The 12261-nt window shown below is 67.0% G+C and carries 12 protein-coding genes; 9 read left to right on the top strand and 3 right to left on the bottom strand.

What is annotated here, in order from left to right; all coding sequences use genetic code 11:
- Window positions 1-9 precede the first annotated feature (9 nt).
- The gene (locus AB4Z16_RS26210) at window positions 10-204 is read left to right on the top strand and encodes a Trm112 family protein (protein WP_441514258.1); all 195 of its coding nucleotides are present in this window, start codon (window positions 10-12) and stop codon (window positions 202-204) included.
- A gap of 105 nt (window positions 205-309) precedes the next feature.
- Here AB4Z16_RS26210 and AB4Z16_RS26205 read toward each other — a convergent pair whose 3' ends face one another.
- Window positions 310-1557 carry a ubiquinone biosynthesis hydroxylase gene (locus AB4Z16_RS26205; RefSeq protein WP_441514257.1) on the bottom strand — a complete coding sequence of 416 codons (1248 nt, stop codon included), beginning with the start codon at window positions 1555-1557 and terminating at the stop codon, window positions 310-312.
- A 122-nt stretch (window positions 1558-1679) separates the two neighbouring features.
- Here AB4Z16_RS26205 and tesB point away from each other — a divergent pair, with 122 nt between their 5' ends.
- The 7 genes from tesB (at window position 1680) to AB4Z16_RS26170 (ending at window position 10408) form a co-directional block, all read left to right on the top strand.
- Complete coding sequence (gene tesB / locus AB4Z16_RS26200; RefSeq protein WP_441514256.1) at window positions 1680-2546, top strand: acyl-CoA thioesterase II; 867 nt, start codon at window positions 1680-1682, stop codon at window positions 2544-2546.
- 236 nt (window positions 2547-2782) lie between these two features.
- Window positions 2783-3121, top strand: coding sequence for a P-II family nitrogen regulator (locus tag AB4Z16_RS26195; protein WP_441514255.1), 339 nt, complete (start codon window positions 2783-2785; stop codon window positions 3119-3121).
- A 26-nt stretch (window positions 3122-3147) separates the two neighbouring features.
- Window positions 3148-4626: an ammonium transporter gene (locus tag AB4Z16_RS26190; RefSeq protein WP_441514254.1), complete on the top strand. Its 1479-nt coding sequence runs from the start codon at window positions 3148-3150 to the stop codon at window positions 4624-4626.
- Between the two features lie 220 nt (window positions 4627-4846).
- Window positions 4847-7420 (top strand): DNA translocase FtsK, encoded by a 2574-nt coding sequence (locus tag AB4Z16_RS26185; RefSeq protein ID WP_441514253.1) that lies wholly within the window; start codon window positions 4847-4849, stop codon window positions 7418-7420.
- A gap of 182 nt (window positions 7421-7602) precedes the next feature.
- A complete protein-coding gene (locus tag AB4Z16_RS26180; RefSeq protein ID WP_441514252.1) occupies window positions 7603-8454 on the top strand; it encodes a LolA family protein in 852 nt (283 codons plus the stop codon).
- Between the two features lie 100 nt (window positions 8455-8554).
- On the top strand, window positions 8555-9370 hold the full coding sequence (gene xth, locus AB4Z16_RS26175) for an exodeoxyribonuclease III (protein ID WP_441514251.1): 816 nt from the start codon (window positions 8555-8557) through the stop codon (window positions 9368-9370).
- Window positions 9371-9472: 102 nt separating this feature from the next.
- Entirely contained in the window at window positions 9473-10408 is a 936-nt protein-coding gene (locus AB4Z16_RS26170) for an EamA family transporter (protein ID WP_441514250.1), read from the top strand.
- Window positions 10409-10420: 12 nt separating this feature from the next.
- Here AB4Z16_RS26170 and AB4Z16_RS26165 read toward each other — a convergent pair whose 3' ends face one another.
- Together AB4Z16_RS26165 and AB4Z16_RS26160 are read right to left on the bottom strand one after the other, a co-directional pair.
- Window positions 10421-10885 carry a cyclic nucleotide-binding domain-containing protein gene (locus AB4Z16_RS26165; RefSeq protein WP_441514249.1) on the bottom strand — a complete coding sequence of 155 codons (465 nt, stop codon included), beginning with the start codon at window positions 10883-10885 and terminating at the stop codon, window positions 10421-10423.
- A gap of 3 nt (window positions 10886-10888) precedes the next feature.
- Window positions 10889-11575 (bottom strand): response regulator transcription factor, encoded by a 687-nt coding sequence (locus AB4Z16_RS26160; RefSeq protein WP_441514248.1) that lies wholly within the window; start codon window positions 11573-11575, stop codon window positions 10889-10891.
- An 82-nt stretch (window positions 11576-11657) separates the two neighbouring features.
- On the opposite strand from AB4Z16_RS26160, the gene AB4Z16_RS26155 reads away from it, so the two are divergent.
- Window positions 11658-12212 (top strand): L,D-transpeptidase family protein, encoded by a 555-nt coding sequence (locus AB4Z16_RS26155; RefSeq protein ID WP_441514247.1) that lies wholly within the window; start codon window positions 11658-11660, stop codon window positions 12210-12212.
- Window positions 12213-12261 lie beyond the last annotated feature (49 nt).

Raw genomic sequence — 12261 nt, 5'->3', positions numbered from 1 at the left:
ACGAACCGAATGACCGAAGCCGACCGCAGTACCCGTATCGACCCCAAGCTGCTCGAAATCCTGGTCTGCCCGCTGACCAAGGCGACGCTCGAATACGATGCCGCGAAACAGGAGCTGATCAGCCGGGCGGCGAAGCTCGCCTATCCGATCCGCGACGGCATCCCGATCATGCTGCCGGAAGAGGCCCGGCCGCTGGAGGATTGAGGCCAGTCGTCATTCTCGGGGCGCCGCATGGCGGCGACCCGAGAATCTCAGAATAAGAAGGCTCTGGTTTCCGAGATGGTCGGGTCAAGCCGACCATGACGGCCGTCAAAGCATCTCGCCCCTAAGCAGCCGAGGCGGCGCGCCCGCGACACCCGCTGCCTCGCGGATGAAGAACCGCTTCAGTCCCGGAAGCCGGTCGACGACCCCCAGGCCGAAGTCACGCGCCAGCCTGATCGGCGTCGCATCGTTCGAGAACAGCCGGTTCAGCCCGTCAGTGACCGCGCCCATCGCCACGGTGTCGAAGCGGCGGGCCTTCTCATAGCCTTCGAGCACGTCGAGCGAGCCGGGATCGAGCCCGAGCCGGGCCGCATCGACGATGGTCTCGGCCAGCGCCGCGACATCCTTGAGTCCGAGGTTGAGTCCCTGCCCCGCGATGGGGTGGATCAGATGCGCGGCATCCCCGAGCAGCGCGAATCGCTCAGCCACGAAGCGCCGGGCCACACCGAAGCCGAGCGGATGCGCGCTCACAGCGCTTTCGAGCGTGATCTCGCCAAGCTCGAGCCCGAAGCGCGTCTCGATCTCGGCCAGCAGGTCGGCAGCATCGAGCGAGAGCAGGGCCGGGACATTCTCCCTCCTCTCGGTCCAGACGATCGAGGAGCGGTGGCCGAGGGTGCCACCATCGGCGAGCGGCAGGATCGCGAAGGGGCCGGACGGCAGGAAATGTTCGACGGCCCGGCCGCCATGCGGACGCTCATGCCCAATCGTCGCGACGATGCCGGACTGGCCATAGCCCCAGCCGACCCAGCCGATGCCGGCCTGCTCGCGCAGCTTCGAGCGCGCGCCGTCGGCAGCGACCAGCAGCGTAGCCTCGCCACGTGAGCCGTCACCGAAGACGACCCCAACCGCAGCTTCTTCTGCCGTGAAACGGCGCACCCCGGTCGCGCGCAGCTCGACGCCTTCCCGCTCGCAGGCCGCCTTGAGCGCGGCCACCAGCGCTGCATTCTCCACCATATGGGCGAAGGGCTGGCCCGGCTCGACCTCGCCATCGAAGGTCAGGAAGACCGGGCGCACCGCATCGTTCGTGCGGCTGTCCGAGACGATCATCTCCATCATCGCCTGCGCAGAGCCTGCGACGGCGTCCCAGATGCCCAGCGTCTCCAGCATCGCGCGGGCGCCGGCCGCCACCGCGTAAGCGCGGTTGTCGGCGCGCGGTGGCGCAGCCAGCGCCGGATCGGCCAGTGTAATCGCGAAATCGTTCCCCAGCGCCTGCTTCAGCGCCAGCGCCAGGGTCAGCCCCGCGATTCCCCCACCCGCGATGACGATGCCCATGTCGGAATCCCGCTCGATGGCCATGCTGCTGCTCCTTCGGCAAGCGTCTTGACGGCACGGGACGCCTCGTTGCTGATGCGAGACGAACCGGCTGTTCCTGTGGGGGCCGCCAGCCGCTCCGTCAACTGACCGCGATGCCCGCCGCCATGTCCCAGATCAGCGCCTCCCTGACGGCAATCCTCGACCTCGAGACGCTCGAGCGCAACCTGTTCCGCGGTCGCAGCCCCAAGTCGAACTGGCCGCGCGTCTTCGGCGGGCAGGTCATCGCGCAGTCGCTTTATGCCGCCTGCAAGACGGTCGAAGGCCGGCAGCCGCATTCGCTGCATGCCTATTTCCTGCTGCCTGGCGATCCGGAGATTCCGATCGTCTATGAAGTCGACCGGCTGCGCGACGGCCGGTCCTTCACGACGCGGCGCGTGCTCGCCATCCAGAAGGGCGAGGCGATCTTCGCCATGTCCGCTTCCTTCCAGGTCGACGAGCCCGGCTTCGAGCACCAGATGCCGATGCCGAGCGTGCCGATGCCGGAAGAGCTGCCGGATCGGGAGGAGATGGCCAAGAGCGTGCTGCCGCATATGCCGGATGCCATACAGGCCTATTATCAGCGCAAGCGGCCGATCGAGATTCGCCCTGTCGAGCTCGAGCGTTATCGCACCGGCGGCAAGATGGAGCCGAAGTTCAACGTCTGGATTCGGGCGATGGAAACCCTTCCGGACGAGCCGGCTTTCCATCGGAGCGTGCTGGCCTATGCCTCCGACCTGATGCTGCTCGATTCCAGCCTGATCGCGCACGGCACCACGGTCTTCGACCAGAAGATCCAGGGCGCCAGCCTCGACCATGCATTGTGGTTCCATCGTCCGTTCCGGGCCGATGAGTGGCTTCTCTACTCGCAGGACAGCCCTTCGACCTCGGGCGCCCGCGGCTTCTCGCGCGGCCTCGTCTTCGATCTGCAGGGCCGCCTCGTCGCCTCCGTCGCCCAGGAAGGGCTCATCCGGCCCCGGCCGGATCTAGGCTGACGATATTTTGGGCGCATGCTTCTCCGATAATCTCATGCCTATTTTCTAGGCAGAGCCTGCTTTCCCAACATCTGATTCCCCTCATTTGACCTCCGGATGCCCCCTTGAGGCTCCCGGAGCGGGTTGGCACGTCCCTTGAATTGCATGGTGCGACGCACTGCGACCGCAGGGCGCGCGAGGTGCAACGAGATCGCCGGGGCTGACGACCGGGCGGCGCAAACGGGGAAACCCAGCACATGAAAATCGTGATGGCAATCATCAAGCCGTTCAAGCTGGAGGAGGTGCGCGACGCGCTCACTGCCATCGGCGTGCACGGCCTGACGGTGACCGAAGTCAAAGGCTACGGTCGCCAGAAGGGGCATACGGAAATCTACCGCGGCGCCGAATATGCCGTGAGCTTCCTGCCGAAGATCAAGATCGAGGTCGCGGTCTCCGACGAGCTCGTCCCGCAGGTGATCGAAGCGATCACCGCCGCGGCCCGCACCGGCCAGATCGGTGACGGCAAGATCTTCGTTTCCTCGATCGAGAGAGCCGTGCGCATTCGCACCGGCGAGACCGACGCCGACGCCCTCTGAGCCCGACCCTTCAGGAGTTTTAGACGATGAATTTGAGGACTTCCCTGCGGGCCGGATCGATCGGCCTCGCACTGGCCGCCGTTTCGGCCGGCGTCGCGCTCGCCCAGGCCCCGGCGGCCGCCCCGCCCGTTCCCAACAAGGGCGACGTCGCCTTCATGATGAGCTCGACGATCCTCGTCCTGCTCATGACGATCCCGGGCCTCGCCCTCTTCTATGGCGGCCTCGTCCGTTCCAAGAACATGCTCTCGGTGCTGACCCAGGTCTTCGCCATCGTCAGCGTCGTCTGTATCCTCTGGGTCGCCTATGGCTATTCGCTCGCCTTCACCAATGGCGGCGGGTTGAACGACTTCGTCGGCGGCTTCTCGAAGGCCTTCCTGCGGGGCGTCGACGCAACCACCGTGGCGGGCACGTTCTCGAACGGGGTCTACATCCCCGAATTCGTCTATATCTGCTTCCAGATGACCTTCGCCTGCATCACGCCGGCGCTGATCGTCGGCGCCTTCGCGGAACGCATGAAGTTCTCCGCGCTGCTGCTGTTCACGGTGCTCTGGGTCACCTTCATCTATTTCCCGATGGCTCACATGGTCTGGTACTGGGGCGGGCCTGACGCGGTCGGCAACGCCGCCAAGGCGCTGGCCGAGGCCGGCGCGGACGGCAAGGCTGCGGCGCAGTCCGCGCTCGACGCGGTCAATGCCGATGCCGGCATGCTCTTCAAATGGGGCGCGCTCGACTTCGCCGGCGGCACGGTGGTCCACATCAACGCAGGCATCGCCGGCCTCGTCGGCTGCATCCTGATGGGCAAGCGCATCGGCTTCGGCAAGGAGCTGATGGCGCCGCACTCGCTGACGATGACCCTGATCGGCGCCGCGCTGCTCTGGGTCGGCTGGTTCGGCTTCAACGCCGGCTCGAACCTCGAAGCCAACGGCACCGCCGCGCTCGCCATGATCAACACCTTCGTCGCCACGGCAGCCGCCGCGCTGGGCTGGCTCTTCGTCGAATGGGCGGTCAAGGGCAAGCCCTCGATGCTCGGCATGGTCTCGGGCGCGGTCGCCGGCCTCGTCGCCGTCACCCCGGCGGCCGGCTTCGCCGGCCCGATGGGCTCGATCGTCCTCGGGCTCGTCGTCGGTGTCGTGTGCTTCGTCTTCTGCACGACGGTGAAGAACGCGCTCGGCTATGACGACTCGCTCGACGTCTTCGGCATCCACTGCGTCGGCGGCATCATCGGCGCGATCGCGACCGGCATCCTGGTCAACACCGCTCTCGGCGGCGGGGGTATCCCGGATTATTCAAGCAAGCCCGGCGAGCTCGTCGTCGCCGCCTACGAGTTCGGCCCGGCCGTCATGGCGCAGGTGAAGGCGGTGCTATTCACGCTGGTGTTCAGCGGCGTCGGCTCGGCGATCCTCTACAAGATCGTCGACGTGATCGTCGGCCTGCGCGTCACCACCGATGAAGAGCGCGAGGGTCTCGACATCGCCGAGCACGGCGAGCGCGCTTACAATATGTGATCTCCTGCAGGTTTCACGTGAATCCCGGACCCCGGCGGGCAACCGCCGGGGTTTTTCTCTTCTTGCCGCCGGCCTCGCGCGCTTCGGCCTTACGGCCTCCCGACATCCGGCGGCGGTGCATAGCGTTCAAGGTTAAGCGGGTCTTAACCTCGCCTTCCTAACCTCTTCCTGATGGCCGGAATGATGCGGCCCGACAGTCCGGACACGACCCGAAAGCCGCATGCGCACCATTCGCCGCTCCCAATCGCTCATGGACCGCCTGCCCGATCCGGTGCGGGAGTTCCTGTCGCGCCGTGCCTCGGAGCTGACCGGGCTCGGCGTGCTGGCCCTGATGGTCGCGATCGCCGTCGCGCTCGCGAGCTGGTCGGTCGATGATCCCAGCCTGAACAACGCCACCAGCGGCGCCGTTCGCAACTGGCTCGGGCGCCCCGGCGCCATGGTCGCCGATCTGCTGATGCAGCTCATCGGCCTCGGCGTCATCGCATTGCTCTTCCCGCCGATGATCTGGGCGCTCAGGCTCATGCGCTTCCATCTCTTCGATCGCGGCGCGTTGAAGCTCGGCCTCTGGGTCGTCGGCGTCGCTGCGACCGCCGCCGTGGCCAGTGCCTTGCCGGCCACGCCGCGCTGGCCGCTGCCGACCGGCATGGGCGGCGTCATCGGCGACGGGCTGCTCTTCGGCACGCGCAACATCGCGGGCATTGCCGGCAGCGCCGTCGGCAGCCTCGTCGGTTTCCTCTATGCCGGCATCGCCATTCTCGCCGTCACCGCCGCCGCGGGCTTCGGCTTCGTCACCGACGACGATTCCGCACTCGAGGGCGACGAGGCCGAGGATAGCTGGTCGGACGGCGAGGAGCGCCGTGACGACGAGCCCGGCATTACCGTGATCCTGATCGGCTGGCTCGCCCATGGCGCCATGGCCCTGCGCGCCGCCATCCTGCGCCGCCTGCCGCAGCCGCCCGAGCCTGCCGTCGATCGCGGCGTCGTCCCGCGCGACGAAAGCGGCCGCGTGCGCCGCGAGCCGCAGTTCGGCGAGGTGCCCGCCAGCCGCCGCAGCCTTCCCGAGTTCGATCCCGAACCGCTTCCGGGCGCGCGTCCCTCCGTGGCGAAGGGCCGGGCTCAGGATGACATCGACGCTCCCTTCGATCTCGATGACGACCCGCAGGATCTGCGCGATCTCAACGCGCCGCGGGTGGCCATGCCGCGCGCGGCGCCCAAACCCGGCAAGCGTATGCAGCGCGAGGCGCAGCCCTCGCTCCTCGACCGGGAAGGCTTCGAGCTGCCGCCGCTGACCTATCTGGCCGAGCCGAAAAAGGTCGCGGCCAACGCCGTCTCGACCGACGCGCTGGAGCAGAACGCGACACTGCTTGAAGGCGTGCTCGAGGACTTCGGCGTTCGCGGCGAGATCACGCAGGTCCGGCCCGGCCCGGTGGTCACCCTCTATGAGCTTGAGCCTGCTCCGGGGACGAAGTCGTCGCGGGTGATCTCGCTGGCTGACGACATCGCACGTTCGATGAGCGCGGTCTCGGCGCGTGTCGCGGTGGTGCAGGGCAAGAACGCCATCGGCATCGAACTGCCCAACAGCAAGCGCGAGACCGTCTTCCTGCGCGAATTGCTCGCCAGCCAGGATTTCGAGGCGACCAAGCACAAGCTGGCGCTCTGCCTCGGCAAGACCATCGGCGGCGAACCGGTGATCGCCGACCTCGCCCGCATGCCGCATCTGCTCGTCGCCGGCACCACCGGCTCGGGCAAGTCCGTCGCCATCAACACCATGATCCTGTCGATCCTCTACCGGCTGAAGCCCGAGGAATGCCGGCTGATCATGGTCGATCCCAAGATGCTGGAACTGTCCGTCTATGACGGCATCCCGCATCTGCTCACCCCCGTCGTGACCGACCCCAAGAAGGCGGTCGTCGCCCTCAAATGGGCGGTGCGCGAGATGGAGGAGCGCTACAAGAAGATGTCGAAGCTCGCCGTGCGCAACATCGACGGCTTCAATGCGAGGGTCGGCGAGGCCAAGGCCGCCGGCGAGATCATCACCCGCACGGTCCAGACCGGCTTCGACAAGCATTCGGGCGAGGCTGTCTACGAGGAGGAGGTCATGGACCTCGAGCCTCTGCCTTATATCGTCGTCATCGTCGACGAGATGGCCGATCTGATGATGGTCGCCGGCAAGGAGATCGAGGGCACGATCCAGCGCCTCGCCCAAATGGCGCGCGCCGCCGGCATCCATGTCGTGCTGGCGACGCAGCGGCCCTCGGTCGACGTCATCACCGGCACGATCAAGGCGAACTTCCCGACCCGGATCTCCTTCCAGGTCACCTCGAAGATCGATAGCCGCACCATCCTCGGCGAGATGGGCGCCGAGCAACTGCTCGGCCAGGGCGACATGCTCTACATGGCCGGCGGCGGGCGCATCACCCGCGTCCACGGCCCCTTCGTCTCCGACAACGAGGTCGAGAAGGTCGTCGCTCACCTCAAGACGCAAGGCCGGCCGCAATATCTCGACGCCGTCACCTCCGAGGAGGAGGACGGCGCCGAGGACGAGGACGGCGCCGTCTTCGACAAGACCGGCATGGGTTCGGTCGACTCGGACGACCCCTACGAGCAGGCGGTCGCGGTCGTCTTGCGCGACAAGAAGGCTTCGACCTCCTACATCCAGCGCCGCCTCCAGATCGGCTACAACCGCGCCGCCTCGATCATGGAGCGCATGGAGAACGAGGGCATCGTCGGCCCCGCAAACCACGCCGGAAAACGCGAGATCCTCGTCGAGACGCAGAACCAGCACGACGAATGACGCTCGCGACGGGCTGCGGGCCCTTGCGGCCGGGGAGGGCAGTCCTCAAATTGCCATGACGATGCTGCAACCTCGGCAGCATATCGCGCGTTGACCTTGGGCCAATCTGAGCCGACCCGTTTGTCGCAACGCACTTGCAAGGCCCGGCAGCGCGTTGGCCGAGGCACAGGGAGTGGAGCAGCTTGCTCAAGCACATGACCCCGGCGGTCCGGAAATTGGTTCTGGCGGCGACTTTTTTTGGCGGCGTCATCGCGGCTATGCCGCTGGCCGCCCAGCCTCTCCAGCTCCAGTCCCCTTCCCCTGCGAAGCCGGCCGCGGCCAAGCCCGTTGCGCCGCGTCTCGTCCTGCCGCCGCCGCGCCCTGCCAATCTCGGCATGGCGCGAACCGCTGCAGCCGAACCAGCAGCCGTGCAGCCGGTTTCATCCGGCTCCACTGCGACCAAGCCACCCGAGGCTCAGCAACACGCCGCCGCGCCCGCGAAGGCCAAGGGCTCTGTCCCTGCCACACAGGAAGAGGCGATCGAGCGGCTCAATGCCTATCTCAACAGCTTCACCTCGCTGCAGGGAAATTTCATCCAGTTTGCCGCCAATGGCCGGCGGCTCGAAGGCCGCGTCTACATCCAGCGCCCGGGCAAGATGCGCTTCGAGTACGAGCCGCCCGCCACCACCGAAGTCATCGCCGACGGCACCTCGGTTGCCGTGCGCGACAAGCGCCTGGCGACGCAGGACATCTACTCGATCGGCCAGACGCCGCTGAAGTTTCTCGTGCGCGAGCGCATGGACCTGGCCCGCGAAGGCACCCTCACCGGCGCCAGCATCGACGGTGACATCCTTTCCGTCAGGATCGAGGACCGCTCGACGCTGGGGGGCACCTCGAAGATCACGCTGAAATACGATCTCGTCGCCAATGAGCTGCGGCAATGGATCGTGGTCGATCCGCAGGGCTACGAGACCTCGGTCGCGCTCTACAATCTCGACACCCAGCGCCGTCCCGATCCGAAGAAGTTCGTGATCGACTACCAGCGCACGCTCTAGGCGGCCCTTTCAACGGACCTGCAGACGGACTTCGCGCCGGGGCTTGCCTTTTGCGCCCCGACGACCCAGTTTCCGGCCTCCTTCCCGCCGGAATTCTCGCGTGCAACTCACCGTCACCAGTTGGAATATCAACTCCGTCCGCTTGCGCATCGGCATGGTCGGCGAGTTCCTGAAGACCTACGCTCCCGACGTGCTCTGTCTGCAGGAGACCAAGACGCCGGACGAGCAGTTCCCGGCCAAGGCTTTCCAGCAGTTCGGCTATACCCATCAGGCCTTCATCGGCCAGAAGGGCTATAACGGCGTCGCCATCGTTTCGAAGCTGCCCTTCAGCGAGAAGGAGGCGATGTCGATGTGCGGGCGCAACGACGCCCGGCACATGACCGTGACGCTCGACAAGGCCGCGGGCGCCGCCGCCGGCATCGCCATCCATAACTTCTATATCCCTGCCGGCGGCGATATCCCCGATCCGGAGAAGAACGACAAGTTCGCCCACAAGCTCGCCTTCCTCGACGAGCTCGGCGCCTGGGGGGTGGCGAAGAAGCCGACCGATCGGCCGGCGATCCTCCTCGGCGACCTCAACATCGCGCCCTACGAGCACGACGTCTGGAGCCACAAGCAGCTCCTCGACGTCGTCAGCCACACGCCGATCGAGACCACGACGCTGGAGAAGCTGCGCAGCGAGACCGGCTGGACCGACGCCGCACGCACGCTCCGCCCGGAGCCCGAGAAGCTCTATTCCTGGTGGAGCTACCGCGCGCAGGACTGGGAAGCGTCGAACAGGGGCCGCCGGCTCGACCATATCTGGCTCTCGGACGGCCTGAAGCCGACGCTGCGCGACCTCGCCTTCCTGCGCGAAGCCCGCGGCTGGGAGCGCCCTTCCGACCATGTCCCGGTAACGGTGACGCTGGAACTTTGACAAGCTCGTTGGCGCGCAACGCCTGAGCGGACGGCGTCCCGGCCATGCCAGACCGTCCTAACGGACCGCCGACGCATCGTGATATAGCCGCGGCAGTTTTCATTGCCGTGGCCGAAGCCGTTGCACCCGCCGCTCTCCACCTCCCTGTCCCTGCGCGATGCACTGCTCACCCTCGCGGTGATGGTGGTCTGGGGCACCAATTTCGTCGTCATCCGCATCGGCGTCGACCATTTCCCGCCCCTGCTCTTCGCCTGCCTGCGCTTTGCGTTCGCGCTGCTGCCCGCGGTTTTCTTCCTCAAGCGGCCAGCCGTTCCCTGGAGCAAGCTCGCTGCCTATGGGCTCCTGATCGGTGCCGGCCAGTTCGGCCTGCTGTTCATCGCCATCAAGGGTTTCATCGCGCCGGGGCTGGCCTCGCTGGTGGTGCAGTCGCAGTCCTTCTTCACGATCCTGCTCGCCGCCGCGATCACCCGTGAGCGCGTTCAGCCCTTCCAGTTCGTCGGCCTGCTGCTCGCCGCGGTCGGTATCGGCGTCATTCTCTGGCACGCGGACGGCACGACCACCCCCCTCGGGATCGCCCTCGTGCTTGCCGCAGCGCTTTGCTGGGCCGGCGGCAACATCGTGTCGCGCAGCACCCCCGGCGTCGACATGCTGGCCTATGTCGTCTGGACCAGCCTCTTCGCCGTGCCACCCCTCTTCATCCTGTCCTGGCTCATCGAGGGTTGGCCGGCGATGCGCGGCGGGCTGACCGGAGCCCCGCTCGCCGCCTGGGCGGCCGCGCTCTGGCAAGCCGTCGGCAACGTGATGTTCGGCTATGCCGTCTGGGGCTGGCTGCTCTCGCGCTATGCCGCCGCCACGGTCGCGCCAACCGCGTTGCTGGTCCCGGTCTTTGGCATGGGTGCCGCCGCCATCTGGCTGGGCGAGCCGCTGCCTGGCTGGAAGTTCCTTGCTGCCGGACTGGTGCTGTCCGGCCTGTGCATCAACATCCTCTGGCCGCGCTTCGCGGCGATCCGCGCCGCCAGGCATCCGCCTTCGTCCTGAGGGCACTGCGCCTTACTTGCGGTCGATCGCGGCGAGCGCCTCTTGCACGGACGAGAGCTCGCCGACGAAACCACGCAGCCTGGTGCTGATCTCTGAGGCGATCGCCTCCGCCGAATCCGGCGATTCGCCGAGCACGCGCCGCATCACGCTGCGCGGCAACCGCATGACCCGCGTCGGCTCGCGCGCGATCGCGGTGACCTGCCGCGGCACCGAGGTGAAGAGCGCGAGTTCGCCGATCATGGCGCCGGGGCCGATGATCTCCTGCGCCGGCTGGCCGTCATCCCGCGCCGTAACGGCGATCGCGCCCGACACCACCAAAACGGCCCCGTCCGAAGGCTCGCCGGCGCGGAACAGCACATCGCCGGCACGCAGGATGCGGCTTTCCGCCGCGAAGGCGAGCAGTCGCAGCGCATCGCGCTCCATCAGGCTCAGCAGCGGCTGCCGGGCCAGCAGGGCCATATCGTCGTCGAGCGCCATCCGTCAGGGATTCAGCCGGTAGCCGCCGGCATCGGTCACGAGCAGGCGGGCATTGCCGGGATCCGGCTCGATCTTCTGCCTGAGACGGTAGATATGCGTCTCGAGCGTGTGCGTCGTGACCTGGCTGTTATAGCCCCAGACCTCCTGCAGCAGCACCTCGCGCGCGATCGGCTTGCGGCCGGCGCGGTAGAGGAAGCGCAGGATCGCGGTCTCCTTCTCGGTCAGCTTGGTCTTCGAGCCCTTTTCGCTGACGAGCAACTTCGATCCGGGATGAAAGGTGTAGGGGCCGACCTGAAAAATGGCGTCCTCGCTCGCCTCGTACTGCCTCAAATGCGCCCGGATGCGCGCCAGCAGCACGGCGAACTTGAACGGCTTCACCACATAATCGTTGGCGCCGGCCTCGAGACCCAGCACCGTATCGGCGTCCGAGCCCTGGCCGGTCAACATCACGACCGGGCTCTTGAAGCCGTTCTTGCGCATCACCTTGACGGCCTCGCGGCCGTCCATGTCGGGCAGCCCGACATCCATGACGACCAGATCGACGCGCTCGCCCTGCACGGCCCTCACGGCAGCGGCGGCCGTGCCGGCCGTCGACAGCCTGAACTCCTCGTAAAGCGCCAGCTGTTCGGCCAGTGCATCGCGCAGGGTCTGGTCGTCATCGACCAGGAGAATATGATGGACGACGGACATGGGACGGTTCGCTCGGACGCAATCGTTACGGCAACATGAGCCCGCTGAGTCGTCATCGCAAGTCAGGCAGCCAGGAATCCCCTTGAGAAACCGCCCTTCCTTCCCCGCAGACCCGCGCAAACTCTCCTCGCTGCGGGTCTTCGCCTCCGTCCGTGACCGCCGCAAGGGCTTCCTGATCGCCGGCTCGTCGGTGTTCCCTTGCGCGCTTGGTCGCTCCGGCATCCGCACCGACAAGCGCGAGGGCGACGGCGGCACGCCACGCACCGCCCTGCCGTTGCGCAGCGTCTTCTACCGGGCCGACCGCCTGGCTCGGCCGCGCACGCTGCTGCCGTCAAAGCGGATCGGGCCGCGCGACGCCTGGTGCGACGACGTGAATCACCGCCGCTACAATCGGCTGATCGACCGTCCGCCGGGCCAGGCCGAGGAGCGGCTGCAGCGAGAGGACCATCTCTACGACGTCATCGTCGAGCTCGGCTGGAATGATCGGCCGGTGATTCGAGGGCGCGGCAGCGCGATCTTCTGGCATCTGGCCCGCCCCGGCTTCACGCCCACCGCCGGCTGCGTCGCGGTCGAGGGCCATGTCTTCGCCAAGGTGCTGCCGCGGCTGGCGCGCCATTGCCGGATTCTGGTCAGATAGGCCGAATTCGGCTAGAAGCAGCGGCGAGCACCGTCTCGATCATCCTCTT

It is taken from the genome of Allobosea sp. TAF32 (assembly GCF_052113585.1).
GTDB lineage: Bacteria > Pseudomonadota > Alphaproteobacteria > Rhizobiales > Beijerinckiaceae > Allobosea.
This window is presented reverse-complemented; position numbering and strand designations above follow the sequence as displayed.

Bases quoted from the DNA above. Each gene is read 5' to 3' on its own strand.
- AB4Z16_RS26210 (WP_441514258.1), top strand. From the start codon at position 10: ATGACCGAAGCCGACCGCAGTACCCGTATCGACCCCAAGCTGCTCGAA.
- AB4Z16_RS26205 (WP_441514257.1), bottom strand. From the start codon at position 1,557: ATGGCCATCGAGCGGGATTCCGACATGGGCATCGTCATCGCGGGTGGG.
- tesB (WP_441514256.1), top strand. From the start codon at position 1,680: ATGTCCCAGATCAGCGCCTCCCTGACGGCAATCCTCGACCTCGAGACG.
- AB4Z16_RS26195 (WP_441514255.1), top strand. From the start codon at position 2,783: ATGAAAATCGTGATGGCAATCATCAAGCCGTTCAAGCTGGAGGAGGTG.
- AB4Z16_RS26190 (WP_441514254.1), top strand. From the start codon at position 3,148: ATGAATTTGAGGACTTCCCTGCGGGCCGGATCGATCGGCCTCGCACTG.
- AB4Z16_RS26185 (WP_441514253.1), top strand. From the start codon at position 4,847: ATGCGCACCATTCGCCGCTCCCAATCGCTCATGGACCGCCTGCCCGAT.
- AB4Z16_RS26165 (WP_441514249.1), bottom strand. From the start codon at position 10,885: ATGGCGCTCGACGACGATATGGCCCTGCTGGCCCGGCAGCCGCTGCTG.
- AB4Z16_RS26160 (WP_441514248.1), bottom strand. From the start codon at position 11,575: ATGTCCGTCGTCCATCATATTCTCCTGGTCGATGACGACCAGACCCTG.